The 25,554-nt window shown below is 27.0% G+C and carries 19 protein-coding genes; 8 read left to right on the forward strand and 11 right to left on the reverse strand.

Features of this window, described 5'->3' with window-relative positions; genetic code table 4:
• Positions 1–12: 12 nt before the first annotated feature.
• From fusA to HF996_RS01210, 9 genes are all read right to left on the reverse strand, one after another.
• On the reverse strand, positions 13–2,100 hold the full coding sequence (gene fusA / locus HF996_RS01170; protein WP_168910259.1) for an elongation factor G: 2,088 nt from the start codon (positions 2,098–2,100) through the stop codon (positions 13–15).
• 2 nt (positions 2,101–2,102) lie between these two features.
• Positions 2,103–2,573, reverse strand: a complete 471-nt coding sequence (rpsG, locus tag HF996_RS01175) for a 30S ribosomal protein S7 (RefSeq protein ID WP_168910260.1) — start codon at positions 2,571–2,573, stop codon at positions 2,103–2,105.
• Between the two features lie 22 nt (positions 2,574–2,595).
• Positions 2,596–3,015, reverse strand: a complete 420-nt coding sequence (gene rpsL / locus HF996_RS01180) for a 30S ribosomal protein S12 (RefSeq protein ID WP_168910261.1) — start codon at positions 3,013–3,015, stop codon at positions 2,596–2,598.
• 256 nt (positions 3,016–3,271) lie between these two features.
• Positions 3,272–6,211, reverse strand: coding sequence for a chromosome segregation protein SMC (locus HF996_RS01185; protein ID WP_168910262.1), 2,940 nt, complete (start codon positions 6,209–6,211; stop codon positions 3,272–3,274).
• Positions 6,212–6,280: 69 nt separating this feature from the next.
• Positions 6,281–6,958: a ribonuclease III gene (gene rnc / locus HF996_RS01190; RefSeq protein WP_168910263.1), complete on the reverse strand. Its 678-nt coding sequence runs from the start codon at positions 6,956–6,958 to the stop codon at positions 6,281–6,283.
• A gap of 5 nt (positions 6,959–6,963) precedes the next feature.
• Positions 6,964–7,959 carry a phosphate acyltransferase PlsX gene (plsX, locus tag HF996_RS01195; protein ID WP_168910264.1) on the reverse strand — a complete coding sequence of 332 codons (996 nt, stop codon included), beginning with the start codon at positions 7,957–7,959 and terminating at the stop codon, positions 6,964–6,966.
• Positions 7,959–9,593 (reverse strand): DAK2 domain-containing protein, encoded by a 1,635-nt coding sequence (locus tag HF996_RS01200; RefSeq protein ID WP_168910265.1) that lies wholly within the window; start codon positions 9,591–9,593, stop codon positions 7,959–7,961. The genes plsX and HF996_RS01200 overlap by 1 nt, the downstream gene beginning before the upstream one ends.
• Positions 9,593–9,895 (reverse strand): hypothetical protein, encoded by a 303-nt coding sequence (locus tag HF996_RS01205; protein ID WP_168910266.1) that lies wholly within the window; start codon positions 9,893–9,895, stop codon positions 9,593–9,595. The genes HF996_RS01200 and HF996_RS01205 overlap by 1 nt, the downstream gene beginning before the upstream one ends.
• Positions 9,896–9,909: 14 nt before the next feature.
• The gene (locus HF996_RS01210; protein WP_168910267.1) at positions 9,910–10,608 is read right to left on the reverse strand and encodes a hypothetical protein; all 699 of its coding nucleotides are present in this window, start codon (positions 10,606–10,608) and stop codon (positions 9,910–9,912) included.
• A gap of 201 nt (positions 10,609–10,809) precedes the next feature.
• Between HF996_RS01210 and HF996_RS01215 the strand changes: the two genes are divergently transcribed.
• The 8 genes from HF996_RS01215 to HF996_RS01250 all read left to right on the forward strand — a co-directional run bounded on the left by HF996_RS01215 (position 10,810) and on the right by HF996_RS01250 (position 20,579).
• Positions 10,810–11,241 (forward strand): ribosome assembly cofactor RimP, encoded by a 432-nt coding sequence (locus tag HF996_RS01215; RefSeq protein WP_168910268.1) that lies wholly within the window; start codon positions 10,810–10,812, stop codon positions 11,239–11,241.
• A 7-nt stretch (positions 11,242–11,248) separates the two neighbouring features.
• Positions 11,249–12,964 carry a transcription termination/antitermination protein NusA gene (gene nusA / locus HF996_RS01220; RefSeq protein WP_168910269.1) on the forward strand — a complete coding sequence of 572 codons (1,716 nt, stop codon included), beginning with the start codon at positions 11,249–11,251 and terminating at the stop codon, positions 12,962–12,964.
• Between the two features lie 2 nt (positions 12,965–12,966).
• On the forward strand, positions 12,967–13,263 hold the full coding sequence (locus HF996_RS01225) for a YlxR family protein (protein ID WP_168910270.1): 297 nt from the start codon (positions 12,967–12,969) through the stop codon (positions 13,261–13,263).
• On the forward strand, positions 13,230–15,044 hold the full coding sequence (gene infB, locus HF996_RS01230) for a translation initiation factor IF-2 (RefSeq protein WP_168910271.1): 1,815 nt from the start codon (positions 13,230–13,232) through the stop codon (positions 15,042–15,044). Before HF996_RS01225 ends, infB begins: the two co-directional genes overlap by 34 nt.
• 3 nt (positions 15,045–15,047) lie before the next feature.
• A complete protein-coding gene (rbfA, locus tag HF996_RS01235; protein ID WP_168910272.1) occupies positions 15,048–15,386 on the forward strand; it encodes a 30S ribosome-binding factor RbfA in 339 nt (112 codons plus the stop codon).
• The gene (locus tag HF996_RS01240) at positions 15,367–16,671 is read left to right on the forward strand and encodes a sugar ABC transporter substrate-binding protein (RefSeq protein ID WP_168910273.1); all 1,305 of its coding nucleotides are present in this window, start codon (positions 15,367–15,369) and stop codon (positions 16,669–16,671) included. The genes rbfA and HF996_RS01240 overlap by 20 nt, the downstream gene beginning before the upstream one ends.
• A gap of 85 nt (positions 16,672–16,756) precedes the next feature.
• Positions 16,757–19,696, forward strand: a complete 2,940-nt coding sequence (locus HF996_RS01245; RefSeq protein WP_168910274.1) for a DNA polymerase III subunit alpha — start codon at positions 16,757–16,759, stop codon at positions 19,694–19,696.
• Complete coding sequence (locus HF996_RS01250) at positions 19,689–20,579, forward strand: 5'-3' exonuclease (RefSeq protein ID WP_168910275.1); 891 nt, start codon at positions 19,689–19,691, stop codon at positions 20,577–20,579. Before HF996_RS01245 ends, HF996_RS01250 begins: the two co-directional genes overlap by 8 nt.
• 40 nt (positions 20,580–20,619) lie before the next feature.
• Here HF996_RS01250 and HF996_RS01255 read toward each other — a convergent pair whose 3' ends face one another.
• Positions 20,620–21,426: an HAD-IIB family hydrolase gene (locus HF996_RS01255; RefSeq protein ID WP_168910276.1), complete on the reverse strand. Its 807-nt coding sequence runs from the start codon at positions 21,424–21,426 to the stop codon at positions 20,620–20,622.
• Positions 21,427–21,441: 15 nt separating this feature from the next.
• Positions 21,442–25,482, reverse strand: coding sequence for an Mbov_0399 family ICE element protein (locus HF996_RS01260; RefSeq protein WP_254427737.1), 4,041 nt, complete (start codon positions 25,480–25,482; stop codon positions 21,442–21,444).
• Positions 25,483–25,554 lie beyond the last annotated feature (72 nt).

A 25,554-nucleotide genomic window follows, 5' to 3' on the forward strand; every position in this document is an offset into this window, starting at 1 on the left:
TTTTAATTAATATTAATCTTCGTCAGCTTTAATTGCTCTTTCTTTTACTATTTGATCTGAAATTTGTTTTGGTGTAATTTCGTAGTGATCAAATTGCATTTGGTAAGTTCCACGACCTGATGTCATAGATCTTAATTGTGTTGAGTATCCAAACATTTCTGCTAAAGGAACATTTGCTCTAATGGTGTTAGCTCCATCGGATCTTGTTTCTTGTTCTTTAACTTGTCCACGACGACGAGATAAGTCACCCATAACATCTCCTGAGTATTCAGCTGGAACAAAAACAGAAACATCCATAATAGGTTCTAATAAAACAGTTCCAATTGCATCTTTTGCTTTTGTAAGTGCTTTAGAAGCTGCTATTTTATAAGCCATTTCAGAGGAGTCAACTTCGTGGTAAGAACCATCATAAAGTGTTGCTTGGACGTCGATCATTGGATAACCTGCAAGAATTCCCATTTGCATTTTTTCTTCAAGTCCTTTTTGGATTGATTTAATGTATTCTTTAGGAATTTTACCACCAACAATTTTGTCAATGAACTTAAATCCACCTTCTTCATTTGGTTCGAATTTAATTCAAACATGTCCATATTGTCCACGTCCACCAGATTGTTTGATGTGTTTTCCTTCAACTTCTGCTGCTTTAGTAATAGTTTCACGGTAGCTAACTTGTGGTTTTCCAACTTTAGCTTCTACACCAAATTCTCTTTTTAAACGATCAACGATGATGTCTAAGTGAAGCTCACCCATACCTGCGATAATTGTTTGTCCTGTTTCATTATCTGTTCAGGTTTTGAAGGTAGGATCTTCATTTGCTAGTTTTTGAAGACCGATTGAGAGTTTTTCTACAGCAGCTTTTGTCGCAGGTTCTAAAGCTTGAGAAATAACAGGTTCTGGGAAAACCATTTTTTCTAAAACAAAAGGTTTTGCTTTTTCAGAAATTAAAGTATCTCCAGTTGTTGTTTCTTTTAGACCAACTAAAGCTCCAATATCTCCGGTTCTAACCTCGTTAATTTCTTCTCTAGAGTTAGCATGCATTTCTAGAATTCTACCAACTCTTTCTTTTTTATTTTTAGTTGAGTTTAAGATATATGTTCCTTTACTTAAAACTCCTGAGTACACTCTAAAAAATGTTAATGAACCAACAAATGGGTCATTCATAATTTTAAAAGCTAGAGCTGAAAATTCTTCATCATCTGAAGCTTGTACAGAAAATTCTTCATCATCTGAGTATGCTTTAATTGCTGGAACATCTAAAGGTGAAGGTAGATACTCGATAACAGCGTCGATCATTTTTTTAACACCTTTGTTTTTGAAACTAGTTCCACAAACAGCTGGAAAGAATTGACCTGAAATAGTAGCTTTTCTAATTGCATGTTTTAATTGTTCTACAGTTGGAGTATTTCCTTCAAGTAATAAATGCATTAAATCTTCGTCAAAATCAGCAACTGCTTCTGCTAATTCCATACGCATCATTTCTGCTTTTTCCTTTAATTCTGAAGGAATTTCGATTTCAAATTCTTCTTCTTCTTTTTCTCCGTTGTATTTAAAAGCTTTCATTTCTACTAAGTCAATTAAACCAATAAAATCATTTTCAGATCCAATGTTTAATTGAATAGCAACAGCGTTTCCACCTAATTTATCTCTAACAGATTTTACTGAAGCTTCAAAATTTGCTCCAGCTTTATCCATTTTATTAACATAAACTATTCTAGGAACGTTGTAGTTTGTAGCTTGTCTTCAAACAGTTTCAGTTTGAGGTTCTACTCCAGATTGAGCATCTAAAACAGCTACAGCACCGTCTAAAACACGTAATGAACGTTCAACCTCAACAGTAAAGTCAACGTGTCCCGGAGTATCAATAATATTAATTCTTTTTCCTTTTCAAAAGGCTGTTGTAGCGGCTGAAGTTATAGTAATTCCACGTTCTTTTTCTTGCTCCATTCAGTCCATTTGTGAACCACCATCGTGTGTTTCTCCAATTTTATGAATTTTACCTGTATGGAATAAGATTCTTTCAGTTGTAGTTGTTTTCCCGGCATCAATATGAGCCATAATTCCTATATTTCTATAGTCTTTTAAGTCAAATTTTCTTGCCATAATTATCACCTGTAGTGAGCAAATGCTCTATTAGCTTCTGCCATTTTATGTGTATCGTCTTTTTTCTTAACTGATCCACCAGTTTTGTTGAAAGCATCGATAATTTCGTTTGCTAATCTTAATTCCATAGTTTTTTCATTACGTAATCTAGCATAGTTGATTAATCAACGTAATGATAGTGTTTGTTTTCTTCTTTTAGAAACTTCAACTGGAACTTGGTAGTTTGAACCACCAACTCTTCTTGAACGTACTTCTAATTCAGGTGTTATGTTTTTAATAGCTTCGTGAAATACTTCTAAAGCGTCTTTTCCTGTTTTTTCAGCAACTATTTTAAAAGCTGAATATAAAATGTTTTGTGCTGTAGATTTTTTACCATCTAACATAATTGTGTTGATAGCTTTAGTAATTAATTTTGAATTAAATACTGGATCTGCTAGCACTTGTCTTATAGGGGCTTGTTTTCTACGTGACATAATTTCTCCTTTTGTTTATTGATTATTTTTTCTCTTTTGGTTTTTTAGCACCGTATTTTGAACGACCTTGATTTCTTTTAGCTACACCAGCTGTATCTTGAGTTCCACGAACAATGTGGTATCTCATACCTGGTAAATCTTTAACTTTTCCACCTCTAATTAAAACAACAGAGTGTTCTTGCAAGTTGTGTCCTTCACCTGGAATATAAGCATTTACTTCCATTCCATTTGATAATTTTACCCTTGCGTATTTTCTAAGAGCTGAGTTAGGTTTTTTAGGAGTCATTGTTCCTACCCTTGTACATACACCTCTTTTAAAAGGTGCAGGTAATGCATGCTCTTTTTTCTTTAATGAGTTAAAAGATTTGTTTAATGCAGGAGCGTTAATTTTTCTTACTTTATTAACTCTCGCCCCATTAACTAACTGAGATTGTGTTGGCATTTTTTATCCTTTCTTTAATTTTGTTAAATACCATAAATTGATATAAAGTTTTAAAATTATACAACAACTTAGTCCAGAGTATCAAAAAAAGTTCACTTTTTTATTAAAACCCTTCTTTTTAGAAGGATTTTTGTATGTTATCTGTGATAAAAATAATTTAAAAAATATAAAAAAATAGGAAATTAAGCTTCAAAAGTTCACTAATAGTTTGAACAAAAAAAGCAGAATTTACACTCTGCTTTTTTTCTAATTTATACTATTTTAATTCGTCTTTTAGCATTTCTTTTGCTTTGCTTAATTCAACTGAGAATATTGAAGTTACACCACGTTTTTGCATTGTTACTCCAAGTAGCTGATCAACTCTAGACATAGTACCAGAACGGTGAGTAATAATCAAGAATTGAGTGTTTTCTTTTAATAATTTTAAAAACTCTACATAACGAATAACGTTTGATTCATCTAATGCAGCTTCAACCTCGTCTAAGATACACAATGGAATTGGCCTTGCTTTTAAGATAGCAAAAAGAAGCGAAATTGCTATAATTGCTTTTTCTCCACCTGAGAAAAGACGTAAGTTTTTAATAGTTTTTCCAGGAGGTTGTGCTGAAATTTCAACACCTGAATTTAATACATCATTTTTATCTGTAAAGTGAATTTCTGCTTTTCCTCCACCAAACATTTTTTGAAATACCATATTAAATTCGTTATTTACTAAGTTAACAACTTCAGTAGTTTTATTAATAATAATTTTATCTAAATCAGAAATTGCTTCTTCAATTTTGGACTTTGCAGTAGAAAGTTCTTCAATGTGTTCTTTTTTCTCTTGATAACGTTGGTTAACTTCTTCAAATTCTTGAATAGATTCTAAATTAACACTTCCAAGTTCTTTTAGTTCTTTTTTAAGATTATCTACAAAATGTCTTGCTTCTTCAATGTCTAAATCTAAAGAATATTGTTGGCTAGCAGCTTCTAATGTTAGCCTGTAGTGCTCAGATAATCTCTTTTGATTTTGTTCTACTAAAAATCTTGCTCTATCTTGTTCAGTAATACTACTTGAGTGTTGTGTATTTAATTTTCTTAATCTAGAATCTAATTCTTGTTTTTTAGACTCTTCTTTTCCAATTTCTGTAATAAGATTTGTTAAACGATCTTTTTTAGCATTAAGTTCAATGTTTAAAGTAGAAATTTCTTTTTCTAAGTTTAATTTTTCAGAATCAAAACTTAAATTTAAGCTTTCTTGATCCTCTTGCTGTTCTTTAAAAATTTCACTTGCTGTTAATTTTAAATTATTTAGTTCATTGTTTAAACTATCAAGTTTGGTGCTAATAGAATTTGCTTCAATTTTTACTTGTTGAATAGTTGAATTAGCTTCTTGAATTTCGTTGTTTTTAGCGCTTTGTTTTGTTTTTAAATCAAGGATTTGGTCTTCAGCGAATTTTAAATTATTAGTAAGTTCCTTAATTTTAATTTCGTAGTTCAATATAGAAGTAGACTCTTGCTTTGTTCCACCGGTAATTGTTCCACCAGGTCTAAACAAATCACCTTCTAAAGTAACAATTGTGTATTTTTGATCAAGTATTTTAGCTATTCTGTTTGCATTATCGACATTATCAACAACAATAATGTTTCCTAATAAAAAGCCAAAAAGTTTATTAAATTGATTATCAAATTCCACTAAATCTTTACCTATACCTAAAAAGCTTTTTTGACCTTTTAAAACAAGTAAATGATCTTCTCTTACTTCTCTTTCTCTAATAGAACTTAACGGAATAAATGTTGCTTTTCCAGATAAATTTTTCTTTAAAAAATTAATAGCTTCAAGCGCATCTTCAGATGTTTTTACAACTATTTGATTTAAAGCTGCTCCTAAAACAGTTTCAATGGCAATTGCAAATTCTTGATTAACTTTAAAAAGTTCAGAAGTAAGACCTAAATATCCTTCAAATAAGAAGGAATTATCTTTAATCGCTTTAATTCCTTTAGATAAAAAATTTCTATTTTCGAATTGTTGTTTTAAAAAGTTAATTTGAGTAGAAGCAGAAGATTTTTTCTCGATAAATACTCCAATTTCTTTTGAAATATCAGTTTCTTGAGATCTTAGTGTGTTTAATTTTGCATTTAAAGCAGTAAGTTGTCTATCAAGTTCAACTTCTCTTTCTTTTGAAGCATTTATTTGTATTTTTAAAGATTCGACTTGTTTTTTAATTTCTTCGATTTTAGTTTTTTGGTCAACTACAATTTCACCACTAATAATTAATTTTCTACGCGCTTCGATTTCGGCTTCTTGAACATTAATTTTGTTTAATTTATCTTTTAAGTTTTCAATTTTGGAACCAATTTGTTGAATTGTTTGTTCTACTTCTGTTTTAAATCCAACATTTTGTGTAATGGTTGATTCATGAGTTTGAATATTGATTTCTAGTTCGTTTCTTTCTTGTTCAACTTCAGCTAGTGATGTGCTCAAAGTGTTTAATTTATCTGTAAAAAAGTTTAAATCATTAACAATTAAACCCACTTCGACTGATTCAAGAGCTTTACTTTTTTCTATATAAATTTTAGCTTTTGACGATTGTTTTTCTAAAGAATTTACTTGTCTTTCAAGTTCTTTGATAGCTCCTTGGAGCTTGTCGATTGCGTCTGTAGTTCTAATTAATTTTTTTTGTGCTTCTTCTTTGTCTAATTTATATTTAGAAGTTCCTGCTGCTTCTTCGATAACTGCTTTTCTTTGTTCTGGTGTAGCTTCAGCGATTTCTGAAATTGTACCTTGTGAAATAATAGCAAGTGAAGATTTAGAAATTCCAGATTCAACTGCTAAGTTTTTAATATCTTTGTATCTAACTGGTTGATCGTTGTAAAAATATTCGTTAGATCCTTGTCCTCTTTTTAGTACACGAGAAATGGTAAAAATTTGTTCAGTTTCTTCTACCGCGTCTTCATTTTTGAAGGTTAATTTAACCATTGCTTTATCTTGTGGTTTAACGGTTTTAGAACCTGCAAAAATAACATCGTCCATATTTAAACCACGAAGTTGTTTTGCAGATTGTTCTCCTAATACTCAACGAATTGCATCATTAATATTAGATTTTCCTGAACCATTTGGTCCTACAATACCCACTACTGAACCATCAAAATTAATGCTAATAGGATCAGCAAATGACTTAAAACCTTCGATTTCAATTTTAATAAGCTTTAACATAATATTCCTTGTTTTTGTAGAATTTAAATTAAATTTTAAAGTAAAACAACTTATTAAAAAAGAATTATTTTATTTTTTTATATTAAATTCTTTTTTAAGTTTTCTAAGAGATTTTTTTGCAGCTTCTAATTCAGCTTCTTTAATGCTATTTCCCTTACCATAGCCATAAATTTTGTTATCTCAAATCAATTCGCTTTCAAAAACATTATCGACTTTTTTTGTGTTGTACTTGATAGAAGTTTTTGAAAATGATTGAATAATTTCTTGAAACTCTGATTTTGGATCTTTACTTACTTTCTTTGAGTGTTTTTTTACTAAAGAATGAAGGATTTTTTTTACAAAATTTTCAAAAGTTTTTTTGTCTTGGTCTAAATAGATAGCAGCGGTTAAAGATTCTAGAATATCAGCTTTTATTTTAGTGTTATTTAAAATCTCTTCAGAACCTTTTGCTACTTTTAAATATTTACTCAATTGCAATTTGTCAGAAATTTTCGCAAAAGAAACAGAACTAATTATTTGTGATCTTAAAATTGTTGCATTTCCTTCGTTTTTGGCATCAATGTTTTGAAAAATATACAAAGAGGTTTGCAAATTCAACAAAGAATCACCTAAAAATTCAAGCATTTCATAGTGTGGTTTATTTGGTCGCACATGATGATAAGATTTATGTGTAAATGCTTGTTCAAAAATACTAATATCATTAGGAACTATGTCTAAATTTAATAATAATTCTTTAATACTTGCCATAAACTTTACTCTATTATTGCTTCTTTTAACTTGCTAAACACATTAGATTCTACTGCGAGTTTTATTTGCTCTAAAGCACCTTCAAAAGCTTTTTTATCTGAAGAACCATGAGCTTTTAAAACAATTCCATTAAGACCAATTATTCAAGCTGCTCCAACATTTCTGTAGTCAAATCTTTCTTTAATTTCAGAAAATGCTGGTTTTAAAAGTAAAGAACCTAATTGTCTTGTTGCTGTTTTTGTAAATTCTTGTTTGAGCAATTTAACAAAATTTAACACTGTGCCTTCCATTGTTTTTAACACTAAATTTCCAGCATAACCATCACTTAAAACTATGTCAATACTTCCGTTTAAAATATTTTTTGTTTCAATAAATCCTTTATAATTCAAGTCTTTTTCCAATTTTAGAAGAATATTTGCTTCTCTGTGAAAATCAAAACCTTTGTAATCTTCAGTTCCAATATTTACTAGCCCAATAGCAGGATTTTTGACTTTAAAAAGTGTTTGATAAAACACTTTTGCTAGTTTAGCTCATTGAAGAAAATATTCAGGTTTTACTTCAATATTAGCGCCAACATCAAGCATCAAGAAGGATTTATCTTTTTCTAGTGTAGGAATCATTGGCATAAAAGCTGGACGTGATACACTTGCAAGTCTTTTAAGTTTTAACATCGAACTAGCTAGAAGTAGAGATGATTCACCAGCTGATAAAACAGCATCTACTTCATTATTAGCTAATAAATTTAACGCTGTATTCATTGAATTTTCTTCTTTTGCTATATCTTTTGAAAGTTTTTCTTTTTTTAGTGCAATGTTAGGTTCTTGTAAAACAATGATATTTTCAGGTTTATTTTTTGGCATAGCAGAGTTTATTTTGTTTGCATCTCCTACTAGTCAAATTTTGATTGTTGGATTTTTTTGAGCAAAATAAAAAGCTGCTTCAGTAGCAGCAACTAATGAATTGTCACTGTTTTGAACATCAAATGCAATGCTGTATTTCATTAAACCACCCCAATTAAAAAGTTAAATATTTTTTGTTGACCATTTTTAATTACAATTTCTAAATCATAATTTTGTTCTAAGTAATTTTGAATTTCTAAAGCTTCAGATTCTGTTGCTAAATCACCATAATAAATATAAATCATCTCAGAATCTTGAGTAATTAAAGATTCGATAGTGTCTATAATGACGTCATATGCACTTGCTTTAGCTTTTAATAATTTGTTGTTTTCCATAGCAACAAACTGATCTTTTTTTACTTTTACGTTATTAATTTTAGCATCTTTGCTAGCTTGAAAAACTTCCAAAACACGTAAAGTTCCTAAAGATTCTTCAATTAGTTCTTTATTATCTTGCCATTTAGTATCTTTGTTGAAATTTAAAGAAGCTTCAATTCCTTGTACTTGATTTTTTGTAGGAATTACAATAACTTTTTTGTTAGTTACAATTTTTGCAGCTTGTTGAGCCGCTAAAATAATGTTGGAATTATTCGGAAGAACAAAAACAGATTTAGCATTTACAGAATTTATTGCAGTGACAATATCTTGTGTGGAAGGATTATCAGTTTGACCACCTTCGATGATAAAATCTGTTCCATTTTGCTTCATTAGAGAAATAATTCCTTGTCCATTATTGCAAGAAACTAGCCCGGATAATGAAGGATTTGAGTTTTCAGAATTAGTAGAATTGTCACTTTCAGTAGTTGAATTTTGATTGGATTGAAGTGTCATATTTTCTGATTTTATCTTGACAAATTCACCATATTTTTGTAAATAATTCAACATAGATCCTGGTTTTAAAGTGTGACCATGAATTTTTAAATAACCTTCTTGTTCTACAATAACTATAGATTTTACGTGCTTTTCTAAGTCATTAATTATTTTATTTTTATTAAATTTATTTGGATTTTTTAAATCAACAATACACTCTGTACAATAACCAAATTCTTCCTCTTTGTTGTGTTCTAAATTAAAGATAAGGTCTTTTTCTTTTTCTTCTATTTTTAGTCTTTGTATTGGTATGCCAGAAAAAAATGAATTAAATCCTTCAAAAATCAACAAAATTCCTTCAGAACCTGAATCAGTTACACCAGATTCTTTTAAAATTTTTAATAGATTAGGGCTATTAATAGTTGTTTTTTTTCCTTGTTCTACAACTAACTTAAAGCAGTCTTCGATAGAGTTTGATTCAGTTATATTTTCTTTAAGAGCTTGTGCAACTTCACGAATGAATGTTAAAATTGTCCCTTCAACAGGTTTTAGCACAGATTGATAAGCTTTTTTTTGTGCATTTTCAAAAGCCTTTACTAAATCGATAACATTTGCTTCTTTTTTGGTTTCTAAAATTTCGCTCAAACCTCTAAAAATTTGTGAAAGAATAACTCCTGAATTACCTCTTGCTCCAAATAACATAGCTTTTGAAGTTTCTTTTACAACATCAGATAAAGTAACAGAATCCATGTTTTTAATAGCCTCATATGCAGAATTTATAGTTGCTAACATATTAGAACCAGTATCTCCATCTGGCACAGGAAAAACATTTAAAGAATTAATTTTTTCAACATTATTTGCTAAATTATTAACTCCAGATTCAAGCGCAAATTTAAACATTTGAGCATTTAAAGTCTTGGTATTCATTACATTACTCCTCTGATTTGTATATTTAAGTTTCTCAAATCCTCATTACGTTCTTTTAAAAAAAATTTAATTTGAGTTCTTAATCCTTCTATCAAGATTTTTGCATTAACACCTACACTAATAAAAATGGAAAAAGAAATATCTGTTTTTTGATTTTTTTCTTCGATTTTAATGATAGATTCAGAAAATAATAAAGATTTATTTATTTTAGAAAAAGTAGAATCTTCTATCAATCCAAAAGCTACGATTCCAGGTGTTTGAGAAATTAATTCAAATAGTTCTTGTTTGATGTTATCTTTCATAAAATCCTTTATTTTTATACATTTTTGTTAGAATTTTCTTCTTTAAAATCATCAATTATTAAGTTTGCAAAAGTTATAATGTGAGGTACATTAGAATGATAATGTCCAAAGCTAGCTTTTATTTTAACTTGTTGTTTTTGATCATCGAATTCTATTTTTCAGTCTTGATATGAAATTCTTTGCTGCAAAGCTTTATCAAGAGCATCTAATTTTTTTCAAGGCAATTCATAATTAGCGATTTTTTTTACAACAATTTTATGTTCTTTTTCAATTAAATAGTTTACTAAAATTAATTTTATATATTGAGGATCAACTGTGTTTAAAAATTGATTATCTTCAATTTTAGCATTGGGATTTGCCAAATGTAATGCGTCATTGACTTCTAATGCTTCTTTAAGTTTAGCAAAAAATAATTCTTTAAACTCTTTGTAAGTTATTTTTTGTTCAACTACAAATTTAAATTGTCTTGAAATTTCTACAGAAGGAGAAGGATTATTTGGATCAAATTGACCAATTTGAAGTTTGTAATCAATATCTCCGTTATTTGGATCTTGAGTTTTGGCACCATTATTTGGATCTTTAGTTTTATCACCGATATTTGGATCTTGAGTTTTATTACTATTTAAATCTTCACTTTGACAAGAAGCTAAAAAATATATCGGAATAGTTAAAAAACTAGTAAAAATAAAGAATTTATTAAGTATTTTTTTCATAAATATTTTTTCTACATATATTTATCTTTTAATTTTAAAAGTATTTAGAATTTTACCACATTATAAAAATATAAATTTAACTTTTAAGTTGAATTATTCTATTTTAATATATAATTATAAAAAATTAACCATATTAGAAAGGTTGTGTTTTGCAACCTTTTCTTATTTTACTAGGATAATAAAAGATTAATAAGGAGCAATTTGACTTTAGAAACTTCAATAGTTGAAAATTTTGAAAATGTTGTTTCAGCTAAATTTGAAATTGAAAACAACATAAAATTTTTAAGAGTACAAACAAATCTAAAGGATTTAAAAGAAATCGAAAATCTCACAAGACAAATTTCAGATTTTATTGATAAACATAATTTAGAGGATGAAACATCATTTTATTTAGATGTAGTATCAGTAGGAACAGATGCAGATATAAACTTTGACGATTTGCAAAATCACATTAATGAATACATTCAAGTTTGATTATCTAAAGAAGACTTTGTTTTGGGATATTTATTAGACAAAAGTAAAGATATTATTACTTTAGAAATTAACATAAAAGGAAGAAAAAAGAAGCAAATTTTAACATTACAACAAATTGAAAAAATAAATTCATACATAAAAATAAAGAAAAATAAATAAGGAAGATATGACAAGTAAAAGAACAAAAAAAGAACAAGTTTCAACAATAAAAAAATTTAATTTTCAAGAAATACTTCAAGACATTTCTGAATTTAGAAAAATAGATTTTAAAATAATAAAAGATATATTACAAGATTCTATTTCAAGACAAATTATTTCAAAACTAGATCCAGATGCAGAGATTGAATTGTTAATAGATGAAAAAAATCCTCAAGAGTTTAGTGTAATCAACAAAAATGGAGTTATTGTTTCTGATCAAGAATTTGAAGACATGTTAAATGAATCTTCTGATTTAGCTATATCTGATAATTCAGATAAACACACTTCATTTCAAGCAGAAAAAATTGCTTTTATTCCTTTATCTATAGCTACAAAAATTAATAAAAAAGCAAATGTTGGAGATGTTTTTGATATTCCTATTGATATTTCAGAATTTGATAAACATATTTTTGTTCCTATTATTCAAACTTTTAAACAAAAAATTCATGAGTTTACAAGAAAACTGGTTTACCAAAAATTTTTACCATTAAAAAACACCATTATAAAAGCTACTTTAATTAAAAAATCACAAAATGGATTTAACTTTTTAATTGAAGGTGAAATTCCAGCATATATGCCAAAACCAAATATTTCTAACTTTAATATTGCTCTAAATTCTGAACAAGAAGTTTTTATTGAAGATGTTTTAGATAATCAAAAAGATTCACAAATTATATTATCTTCAAAAGAAGGAATGATTTTAAAAGAAAAATTAAAAAGAGAAATTCCTGAAGTTGAAGCAGGTATTTTAGAAATTGTAAATGTAGCAAGAGAAGCAGGAAATAGATCAAAAGTTTCAGTCAGAAAAGTCAATGAAGATGACTTATCACAAGGTGTTGATGAAATAGGTGCTTTAATTGGAAAAAATGGAAGTAGAATTGCAACAATAAATAAAGAAATGCTTGGAGAAAAGATAGATATTGTTAAATATGATCCAAATATAACAAGATATATCATAAATGCTTTATCACCTTCAAGAGTAATTTTTATTGAAGAAATCAAAAAATCTAAAGGTCAAAAATTTTTAGTAGTTGTTCCCACTTCTCACCAAGCAAAAGCTATAGGAAAGCATGCAATTAATGTAAGACTTGCAAATGAATTAACACGTACCAAAATTGATGTAAAATCCTATAAAGACTATATAAATGAAGGTAAAACAATAACTAATTGAAATGGTAATATAGAAAATCAAGCTGAATTAGAACGTATTGAAAAAGCAAGTTTAGTTTCACACAAAACCCATCATCACAAGCCTCATACATATACTAGAAGATCATTTTCAAATACAAATATAATGGCTGAATTTGAAAAAGATATTGAAAAATATATAGAAGATTTACAAAGCGAAAGACTTTTATATGAAGAGTCAGAAAGTGAAGAAAATGAAGACTTTTCAGTTATAGAACAACCAAAACCAGCAGTAAAAACAAAGAAAAACAAAGACAAATTTGATGTTGATAATCTCCTAGATCAAGCAAATGAAGAATTTGAAAAAGTTTCTGAGACTGCTCAAGAACAACCAAAAGAAGAACCTAAAAAACAAGTAGATTTAACAAAAGAAGAAATCAAACAAATCAAAAAAGAAGCAAAATTCTTCAAAAAAGACAATGATTTATTATCATACAGTGGAATTAAAGACCTTGATTTAGGTGAATTTAATTGAGATGAGGACGAAGAGGAATAGTTTTGAAAATTTACAAAAGAAGATGCATAATTGCAAGAGAGCAATTCCCAGTTAATGAACTAATTCGTTTTGTAATGACTCAAAATAAAGAAATCAAAATAGATTTTTTAAATTCTAAAACAAGAATACATGGTCGTGGGGCATATGTAGAAAATAAAGAAGATAAAATTCGTCAAGTTTTAGATAAAAAACTTTTAAACAGAGCTTTTAAAACCAACATAGATAAAGCAGTTTATCAACAATTAAGTGCAGAAATGGAGCTAGAATGGCAAAAAAAGAAAAAAGAAAATCAAATATAAATGAAATCAAATCACAATTAAATAATGTTAAAGTAGAAGTACAATCTGGAGTTTTTACTTTTACAGGAGCAATGCTAATTTCAGAATTTGCACAAAAAATTAATAAACCAGCAACTGAAATCATTACATATTTTTTCAAGCAAGGAAAAATGTATAATCTAAATCACATTATAAATGAAGAAGAAATAGCAGAAATTTGTTTAGAATATGGTCTAGATTTTCAAAAAGAAAAAGAAATTAATGCTTCAAATTTTATGGATGAAGTTTCAATTGTAGATAGTGAAGCTGAACTACAAACTAGACCCCCAATTATCACAATTATGGGACATGTTGATCACGGAAAAACAACACTTTTAGATTATATTAGAAAGTCAAAAATAACTGATTCAGAATTTGGAGGAATCACTCAACATACTGGTGCTTATCAAGTTGAATACAATAAAAATTTAATCAACTTTATTGACACACCAGGTCATGAAGCTTTTACTCAAATGAGAGCACGTGGAGCCAAAGTTACTGATATTGTTATCTTAGTTGTTGCAGCTGATGATGGAGTTATGCCACAAACAAAAGAAGCTATTCACCATGCACAAGCTGCTGATGTTCCAATAATAGTTTTTGTTAATAAAATGGACAAACCAAACAAAGACGTAGACAGAATTAAAAACGAATTAGTAAATTTAAATATTATTCCTGATGAATGAGGTGGAAAAAATATTTTTGTTTATGGTTCAGGAAAAACAGGACAAGGAGTTGATGATCTTTTTGAAGCTATTTTAGTTCAGTCAGAAGTTTTAGATTTAAAAGCAAATAAAAATAGGTTTCCAATAGGTACAGTAATTGAAGCTAAATTGCATCACGGAAAAGGAACGGTTGCAACTTTAATAGTACAAAATGGAACTTTAAAATTAAGAGATTTTATTGTGGCTGGTTCACAATATGGAAAAATTAGAACTTTAGAAGATACAAATGGACATCAAATTGAGCAAGCTCAACCTGGAACACCTGTTATTATTACTGGTTTAAATTATGTTCCTCAAGCAGGTGATAAGTTCTTTGGATTTCCAGAAGAAAAATTTGCTAAACAGTTAGCAGAAGAAAGAAAATTCCTTCAAAAACAAAGCAAATTAATTCAAAAAAATAGTCTTTCAAAAGAAGAAAACAAAGATAAAGTTATTAACTTAATTATAAAAGCAGATGTTCAGGGTATAGCTGAGGCAATTCAATCTGTAGTTGAAAAAATGTCTACAAAAGAAGTTCATGTAAATGTATTGCATTCAGCAGTTGGTTTAATTAGTAAATCAGATATTTTATTGGCTCAAACCTCTAATGCTAAAATTTTCGCTTTTAACATTCAAGTTCCAAATCAAATAAAACAAGAAGCAAAGCAAGCAGAAATTACAATTAGTGAACATACAATTATTTATAAAATTATTGAAGAACTAAAAGCACAAATAAAAGGTTTAAGAACTATTCAATATGAAGAAGTAGAAACTGGATATGCAGAAATTATTAGAATTTTCTGATACTCAAAAGTAGGAAGTATTGCTGGATGTTCAATGAAGGAAGGAAAAATCCTTGCTAATTCCAAAGTTGCACTTTACAGAAATAAAAAATTAATTCACAAAGGTAGAATCGAATCTTTACAAAGAGATAAAAACGACGTTAAAGAGGTAGTTGCTGGAAACGAATTTGGAACTCACATAGTTAAATTTAATGATATTCAATTAGGTGATATAATCAAAGCATATCAAGATGTTGAAATTGTAGAAAAAGAGTAAATTATGCCAAAAATTTCTATTCAAAAAAAAGAATCACATTACCACCAACTAATAGCACAAATAATTAACGAAAATTTTAATGAAAAATTTGAAGTTTCAATTACAGCGGTGAAATTATCTAATGATGGTTCGCATCTAAAAGTATATTTTTCCTTTTTAAAAAATGACAAAAAATCACTAGAATTTTTAGAGAATGCAAAAGGTTTTATTAAACGTAAATTAGCTCAACAATCCACTTCATACAAAGTACCTGAGCTTCATTTTGAACTAGATACAGTAGCAAAACAAGTTGAAAAAATAGATAAAATTATTCAAAAAATTCATGAAAAAGAAAATAAGTAAAAGTAAACAATTTAAATCATTTTTCCTTCTTTTTTCTTCATCTATTGCTTCAATTATTGCATTAGTTTCTTGTCAAAATACAGCCAACGATCAAGCCGCAGTCGAAGAGAAAAATTTTTATCTAAAACACAATGAAATAATTAAGACCACTAAAGAGAATAAAAATTTTCAAGAGCAAAAGGCGGTTATTTTCAATGTAAATTCTGATATGGATTTTTCAAACGCGCTTAGCAAAAGTTTTAAGCATGTTTTTTCAGTCATTGAAGGAGAAGCTACACCATCACTAAGAATAGAAAATATTGAAGATACAAACATTGAAGCTACTTTTTTTAGAATGTTTAACGATTATATTGACCAAGGATTTAATATTTTTGCTTTTAACTCACCAAAATTAGTTTCATCTTTTAGCCTTTGATTAACAGCGCCCAATAACCAAGAAACACTAAAAGAAAAAAATATTAAAATATTAACCTTTGATGCTTCAAAACAATTATCAAAAATTGGAAATAATGACAGCTTAATCTCTTTTAATTTTCTTCCAGAAGATGTAAATTGAATTGCAGGTTATTTTGCATCTAGTTATTTAGCTCAGAACTATAAAGAAGAAAAACAAAGAAAAATTTTGATTTTTAATAATAATCGTGATGATGAACACCAAATGAATAAAACATTAGGTTTTTTAGCTGGAATTCTTTCTTGAAACAAAAATAATCCTAATTTAAAAGTAAAAGTTGATCAAAATAGTGATGATATTGCTTTCATTAACAATGATGAAGATAAAATTAGAACTTTTTTAAGCAATCCTAATAATAAAGAAGCCAAGATTCTCTTTGTAGCTACTAATTCTTTAATTCCTTTAGTTTATAAATATTCTGACAAAGCAAATCAAAAATTAATTGTAAATAATTTCAAAAATAACGAAATTAAACCAAGTGATATAAATCCATTTTTAATAATTAACGAAGATTTAAAATTGTTATTTTATAAATTAATTTATGACTTATATACTAAAAAAGTTGGAACTAATGATAGTTTGTTATTACGTAACGGAGATAAAAACATAATTTTTTATGTATCTTATAAAGATAAATTTTATTCATTTAGCTCAAAATTCAATCCAGCAAATCAAAAACTATTTAATGAAGCATTGAACAAGTACAAAGATATTGTTAGAGATAATTTTCCAAATTCTAGTCGCTACCTTTTAGATACAAAACAAGTGGCTAGTGAAGAAATTTCAAACTCATTAAGCAGACTTTTAACTGACATTCATACAATTAAGTAGTATATTTTTAATACTTTTTCTTCAAAAATTACTAAATTTTTAAATTTAGTATTCTTTTTATTTATTTCTATAAAATTAATATAATATGCAAAAATTAATCAATCTACATACAAACACTGAATATAGCTTTTTACAATCGACAATTAAAGTTAATTCTTTAATAGAATTTGCCAAAAAAAATCAACTCAAACACTTGGTTATAACCGATAAAGACAATATGTTTGGGGTTGCTAAGTTCTATAATGAGTGTAAAGCTAACAACATAAATCCTATTATTGGACTTGATTTAGAAGTTCAAAATTTTCGTTTTATTTTAATTGCTAAAAATTATGAAGGTTTTCTTCATTTGTCTTTTTTAAGTTCTAAAAAAATGTCTTTTGAAGAAATTAAAATTACTGATTTAGACAATGAAAACATAATTGTTATCGATCATCCAAAGCTGGGTTTATATAGCAAAAGCAAGCAAAGACTAAATTTTAAAAATTATTTTGTTCATGCAAATGATCCGAAAATTGCTAATGCAGTTTATGTTCAGACAAGAAATGTTTTGTTTGCAAATGAAGAAAAATACTTAAAAATCCTTCATAAAATATCAGATAGTTCACAGCCACTAACTAATGTAGATTTTATTGATTTTGAAGACTGAAAAGAAGAAGTTCACCCCGAAATAATTAAAAGAACCAATGAATTAGTAGAAGATATTAAAATAGATTTTCCTAAAGCTACAATGATACTTCCTGATTTTAAAAATCAAGAAAACTTAAATCCAGCTGAGTTTTTGCAACAACTTTTAGAAAAACAAGTAGCCAAGAAAAAGGCAGAATTTAAAAAATATCCTAGCTTTAAAGAAAGATTAGTTTATGAATTTAATGTTATTAAAAACTTAAAGTTTTCAAACTACTTTTTAATTATCTGAGATTTTCTAAGATGAGCTAGAAAAAATAATATTTTAATAGGTCCAGGAAGAGGTTCTTCTTCAGGTTCTTTAATTTCATACTTACTTAACATAACTCAAGTCAATCCACTCAAATTTGACTTGATTTTTGAACGTTTTTTAAATCCTAAAAGAATTTCAATGCCCGATATTGATATCGATGTACAAGATAACCAAAGAGATAAATTAATTAAGTATATTCAAGAAAAATATGGCTATGAAAACACAGCTTTAATAATAACTTTTTCTACTTTTGGGGCTAAAATGGCATTTTCTGATGTTGCAAAAAAACTCAAAAATATAGCAGCTTCTGAAGTTTTAGCAATAACAAAACATATACCCGCTGGACATACATTAGAAGAAGCATACAAAGTAAATGCGAATTTTAGATCTTTTGTTGAAAAACAAGACAAAAATGGAGAATTTTTATATAAAGAAATTTTTGAAATTGCTAAGTTTTTAGAAGGAATGCCACGCCAATCTGGAACACATGCAGCCGGAATTGTAATTGCAGATAAACCAATTTATAATTATGTACCAACTTTAATATCCAAAGAAAAATATAATCAAACACAATTTAGTGCAGAATTCTTAGAACAATTTTCATTATTAAAAATCGATTTATTAGGATTGAAAAATTTAACTGTGGTTCAAGGAATTCTAAATTCAGTAAATCAAGAACATAATTTTCTACTTAATTTCAACACGATTCCTATTTTTGATGAAGAAACTAACAGATTATTAACTAAAGGAAAAACTGTTGGTATTTTCCAGTTAGAATCTCCTGGTATGGCTAACACTTTAAGAAAAGTAGGAGTTAATGGAATTGAAGATGTTGTAGCAGTTATTTCGCTATTTAGACCGGGACCAATAAAAAACATTCCTTTATATGCGCAAAGAAAGAAAAATGAAGCAAATTATGAAGGAATTTCACAAGAATATAATGATATTTTAAGTTCAACTTACGGTATTATTATTTATCAGGAACAAATTATGCAGATTTGTCAAACTATTGCAGGATTTGATTTTGCAACATCAGATTTAATACGTAGAGCCATTTCAAAAAAAGAAGCAGAAAAACTACATGAAGCTAAACAACTTTTTATACAAGGTGGAATTAAAAAGGGTTATTCAGAACATATTTTAGAAAAAATATTTGAACAAATCGAGTATTTTGCTGAATATGGGTTTAACAAATCTCACGCTGTAGCTTATGCAACTCTTGCTTATAAAATGGCATATTTAAAAACTCATTTTCCTTTGCAGTTTTATTCCTATTTAATAACTAACGAAGATGGTGCTCAAGCCAATATTGCTAAATTTATAAAAGAAGCTCAATCCCAAATGAAGTTTAAAAAACCAAATATTAATATTTCATCAACTTCAGCTGTTTATGAATTACAAAGCAAAACAATTTATCTGCCTTTGATTTTGATTAAAGGACTAGGTGCGGTTGCTTGTCAAAAGATTTTAGACGAAAGAGAAAAAAACGGAACTTACAAAGACTTTCTAGATTTTGTAATTAGGATGAAAATCATCAACATTTCTAATACAATTATCACACTTTTAATAAATTCAGGTGCACTTAGCGATTTTGGAAACATACCTACTTTATTAGCTAATTTATCAACTGCAGAATCTTATAAAATTTGTATTTTAGAAGATGAAAATAAAAATTTATACTGTGATTATTCATTGATTCCAGGCAAGTTTGAGCTTGAAAAAAAAGAAGATGATATAAAATTAACTATGGAAAATGAAGCAAAATTTTTAGGAATGCAATTTAGTTTGCCAGAGTCTAATAAAGATTTACAAAATGAAGTTTTACTTTCAGAAATATATCCAAATGTTGAATATAAAATGATTTTATATGTTAAAAAAGTAGCAAATTTAACTTCAAAAACTGGTGTGTCAATGAAAAAAATCACAATAACTGATTTTCAATCACCTGATAAAGATGTTTGACTTTTTGGAAGCAAAATAACCTTTTTTGAAGCAGTTAGAGAAAAAGAGTATTATGAATTTAAAATAATTAAATTAAAAGATAAATTAGTATTACAAAATCATTTAAAGGAAATAAGATATGACTAACAGAGTTTTACTAGTAGATGGCAATTTGTTGATTTTCAAGTCTTTTTATGCTAGTTTTAATTTTAAAGGAAACAATATGCAAAACAGCGAAGGACAAGAAACAAATGCTATTCACACATTTTTTCTTTCTTTATTTAAAGTAATAAAAGAACTTAGACCCACACATATTTACATAGCTTTTGATAAAGGTTCGCAAACAGAAAGACATAGTTTGTTTCCTGATTACAAACAAGGAAGAAAAAAAGCGCCCGATTCTTTATTTTCACAGTTAAATTTACTAAAAGAAATTTTGACTTTAGCAAATTTAAAATGGTCTGATGATTTTGACTACGAAGCAGATGACTTAATTGCTTCAATGAATAAAACCTTTTTAGAACACGATAGAAACTCAAAAGTTTTTATTTTTTCTTCAGATCAAGATTTATTGCAATTAGTTTCTAATCAAACATATATCGTGGATAAAAACAAAGACAATTCGTTTTTAATAAAATCAGTAGATAATTTTTATGATTTATATAATTTATTTCCAGCACAAATACCAGATTTTAAAGCTTTATCTGGAGATAGTTCTGACAATATAAAAGGTGTTCCAGGTATTGGTCCAAAAACAGCCAAATCGTTAATTCAAGAGTATGAAACAGTAGAGAATTTAGTAAATAATTTAGATCAATTACCTTCAAAAATGAAGGAAAAATTAAAAGAACACAAGGATAACATCCTTTTATTTAAAAAACTAACAACACTAAAAACAGATGCTAAATTCAGCTTTGATATTTCTGAAATAGCACTTAGAATTTCTATAAATTCTAAATTATTAGATTTACTAAAACAATTAGAACTTAACAAAGTTATTGAACAATTTCATGTTATTTCCAAAGTTTAAATAACAATAAAAAACACGAATAACTTCGTGTTTTTTATTGTTATCTTTGTGATTTTCTATATAAAAAATCTTTTATAGCCATAACAACACCTTCTTGATTATAAGCACTTGTGTGGTATTTAGCAAAAGTTTTTACATATTGAATTGAGTTTGCCATTGCATAAGAATAACCTACAACAGATAACATAGAAATATCATTTTCGCTATCTCCAACCGCCATTACATTTTGAATGTCTTCTTGAAAAATATTTTTGCAAACATATTCTAAAGTATAGCCTTTTGAAGTTGGTTTAGTAGTTAATTCAATATGAGAACCCACAGAAAAAGAAATATTTATTTCTTCTATATCTTTACATTCTAAATAAGCTAGATCAAGACTTTTTGCACTACCATAAAGTTCCATTTTCAAAATGTCATCATGAGTAGTATTTGTAAATTTAACTACAGAATTATCTAATAACGCATAATTAAATAAAAAATTAGTGTTTTCTATAAAATTGAAGCAAAAATATTCTTTATTGTTTCAAAAATTTACTTGCAAATTATGTTTTTTTGCAATATTTAAAACTTGTTTTTGAATTTTTTTTGAAAAACTAGAAATAATATATTCTTTGTTTTCAATTAAATCTGTAAAAAGTGCTCCATTTGAAGAAATTATGTATTTTACTTGTAATTCTTCAGCTAATTTTTTAATTCTAGACATATAAGGATTACCAGTAGTTATGATTATTTCAAAATTCATTTCAGATTTTTTTTCTATAAAAAACTTTTGAGTTTCATTAGTGAACTGAAATTCTGTACCGTAAATTGTTCCATCAACGTCTGAAAAAACGTAATTTTTGTTCATAAGCGAAATTATACATTATTTAAATCTTTTAGCTGATAAGTATTTTCTAAATAATTTCAAAATTAAGAAGATTATTATTGGACTAACAATGATACAAATTGGAATAATTCAAACTAAATTATTTTGTTTATTGTCTTGATTTTCAAGACTAATTTGTTCAATATCAGATAGATTAGTTACTTTATTAAAGACATAAAATTGTGTTTGTCCTTGGATTTTTTTGCTTTCTGGTTTAGCTTCTAATTTAATGTTTAAGATGTTTTTAGAATCTTTTTCTTGCAGTAATGTAGCTAAAAATCCTTTTTCTTTTAGAGAAACAATAAAATAATCTTTATCTAACTCAAGGTTAAAAAACTTTAATTTTAAGCTAACTCATTTTTTAATTTCTTCAATAATCTGATTTTCAGAACTGAGTTTAATACTTAAGTCATCTAATGTTATCTTAGAAAAATCAAGTTTAACTTTTCCAGAAAAATTAATTAGCTTAACTTTGAAAATTAACTCATTTTTAATATTGAGTTGGTTTGAAAAAAGTACAAACTCTACAAATTCATCTTTAAAAGTCTTTAACATTTCAAGTGAAGTTTCAATGTGTTTAAAATTCAAATCAGTTTCTAAAACAAGCTTATGACTATTTAATTGTCCACTTAAATTATCCTGAATAGTTGTTAAAAACTGGTCTTCTTTTGTAGTTTCATAATCAATAATTAATTCTTTTAATTTAATGGTTTTTAAATCTAATTCTTGATTTTGATAGTGTTGATTTTCTACTTTATTTATAATTTTAATTACTCTAAAGTTAGAAGAATCTTGAACATCTTTTACTTTTAAATAAACTCAATTATTTAAAAACCTTTTATCTTTTACAAGAGAGTCTTCAATTTCGTTGAGTTTTATGTCCTTGTTTTCAATTAAATAATCTCTATCAAGTTTAAATTCTGAATTAATTTGATTTTTGATGTTTGTTTCTAAAAATGTAAGTATTTTATCTTTTGTAAATAATCCATTGATGTTTAAAGTTTGTAGGTTAAAGTTTTCAAAAATATTTTTTCTGATTGTTTCTTGGATTGTTGTATTGTCATTTTCTAGAAAGTTTAAGTCGATTTTTATTAGCTTGTTTTTGGTTTCAATATAAAAGTTTTTGTCAAATTCAGGCATTAATTCAAAAACAAATAAAATAAATTTGGAATCATATTTTACTTTTCAATCGATTTTATCTTTATTTTCAAAATTTATAAATTGATTTAAGTCAGTGTAAATAAATTTTTTAAAAGTTGTTCTTTTTGCTATGTTTTTTATTGCTTTTGAATCAACATTAGGAATTATTTCTTCTTTATTTTCTTTAGCTTCAGAATCTAAAGGAGTATCTAAAATAACAAATTCAGTTTGAACATTTCCTTCTTCTACATCAAGTTCTTTAGAATTAGAAATTTCTATTTTATAAAGCCCAGGAATGTCGATATCTTCACTAATTTCAACCTCTTGATTGTCTATATTTTGATTATTAAGGATAATTTGTTCTAATAATTTTTTCTTTTCTTCTGGTGTTCAACTTGAATCTTCAGTATTTAATATTTGGTTACTATCGTTTCCTAATTCATTTGAACCTGAATTTGTATTTGTCCCATTTTTCTTTGAAGAATTTTCTTCACGATTTGAGTGTTCTACGTCATCAATACTAGGTGGAAAAGGAATTTTATTATTAGGGTCATTGTTTGTAGAATTTCCCGGATTATCTGAAGTTAAATTATTTCCTTGGTTAGTATCATTAGGATTATTTATTTGGTCATTATTTGGAGAAGTGTTTTGTTCATTATTCTGATTGTTATTAGATGAATTAGAAGAATTATCAGAATTTAATTTGTTTGAGTCTTGAGAATTATTATCTTGTTGAGAAGAACTAGATTGTCTTCTTTTTTCTTCATTTTCCTTTCTTTTTTTCTTTATTGTATTTACAACTTCTTCTGTATTGATTGAAAAAATTTGTTTTGTTCCATACACGTTTCTATCTTGATTATTTCAAATAAAATCATTAATATAGTCTTTTCATTTCAAAATAACTTGATCATAACTAAGTTGTTTAATTTGATCTAAATTGTAATTTTGTTTTTCTGTTAAGTATTCTGCCAAATGTTTACCATGAGTAGAATCTCAAAAGTTATAAATTTTTATATTAGGAAAAATTTCAGAAAATAATTGATTATTTTTGTTTTTACCTACTCAAATAATTTTAAACAAATTCATTGATCTAGTATTTTTGTAAGAAAATAATCAAATTCCTTCACTTGAGAAGTAATTTTCTTCAATTTCACTAATTTTAAAATTGTGCCCATTTTTAGATAAAGGAAAAATTAGTGGATCGTAATCAAAGTCAAAATTATTAATATCATTTCTTACTTTAAATCTTTTAAATAAAGAATTCGAAGAAAAAGATTTGAAGTTTGCTCCTTTTTCAATAACACTAGCTTGAGCAATAATTCCAAGATCAAAAAGATCTGTGTCTTTTATTAAATGACCTTTATTTGACTGTGGATCTTGTAAAAACTGTGTTCCATAAGGCAAAGAACTATTTGAAAAATCAATTCAAACTAATTCATTTTTAGTTCCAGTTACAGGATCAATTAATTTGTCGTAATCAGGATTCTTCATTTTTTGACCTAATTCGTCAAAAATAAATTCTCCTTTTTCATTTTTTAAAAACTCTTCAATTTTAGAACGTTGTTTTGGGTTTGAATCTGGTTGTCAACCAAATCACTTTATATCCATTTTAGGTTGATTATTTTTAATTTTAATAATCATTTGTCATTGTGAAATTATTTTTTTGTTTTCAAAATTTGCATTTTCTTTGTCAAATTTTAAAACTTTAATTTTATATATTTCTTCAGTATTTTCAAGATTCATAAGCTTTAAATCAAATTCAAATTTTTGATTTAAAACATCAACTTTTTCATCATTTACATATAAAATTTCGTCTTCTTTTAATGTTGTGTTAAAAATAACTTTAACATTAGAATCGTAAATTCATGTTCCACCATATTCACGAGAAAGTGGTTTGTCATTTTCTTCTCTCACAGGAACATCATCAATTAATTTATTGGAAAAATTTCTTTTATCAATTGTTTTTCCAGGAATAACTTTAATTCTTTCTTGTAGATTTTTAGACTTAAAAAGATCTGTGCTTTTGTAGCGAATATTCACATTTTTAATTACATATTTATAAACATTTTGATCAAAATCAGGTTCTTTAAAAGTAACTAATAAATCAAAATAATCATCTTTTTTTCTTACAGTAGAAAGCTCATATTTTAAAGAAAAATCAGTGTTAAGACTTGGCTTTAAGCCATTTCATCAACTACTAAGTGCTTTTTCAAAATAATATTTGTTAGATTTGTCTCTTGAAGAAACTGTTATGTTAGAAATTCCATTAATTTCTCCTGTGTCTGTACTTATTTCTACGTAATTATTTTTAAATGTTTTCTTAAAAGAGTCTTCAATTTTCTTTATTTGTGCAAAGTTTTCACGGTGTTTTTGTATATTTTTCTTTGCTGTATATTCGAGATCAAAACTGGTTATAAATTTAAAGTAAGTTAACTCATTTTTTTGTTCATGAGGAAACCAATCTGTTTTATGATGGTAAGGAGGTGCTGTTAAATAAAATTGAATATCGACCTCTAAGTTTTTAATATTAAAAGAATTTATAGTTTGTTTTTTAGCTTTTATTTCTCTATGAATTTGATTTATATAATTTTGTGCAGAACGAAAAATATGGGTTTTTAAAGGAATTCCGTTGCTACCATCTGCTGAAAATATAGTGTTCGCAGGAGTTTGATTAATTGAGTTTAAAAGTGCAAAATTAATATCTACATTTTTAAATGCATCATTTATATCATCTACCGGCACGTTGTAAAAATATATTTCTGCAAATGAACCATCATCAAGTTCTAAACCTCTTGGTTTGTCTTTTGAGCCATAATATTCTCGTAAATCTCAAGTGAATTTATATCTACCATAATATCTTTTCAAACCACGATTTATGTTGATTTTAGCTCCATACAAACCAGAAACTATTTCTGTTACATCTCCAGTATAAGTTCAAGTATTACCTTTGATAACATAAGGATAGTTTGC

The organism is Mycoplasma sp. 1654_15, from assembly GCF_012516495.1.
Taxonomy (GTDB): Bacteria; Bacillota_I; Bacilli_A; order Mycoplasmatales; family Metamycoplasmataceae; genus Mesomycoplasma.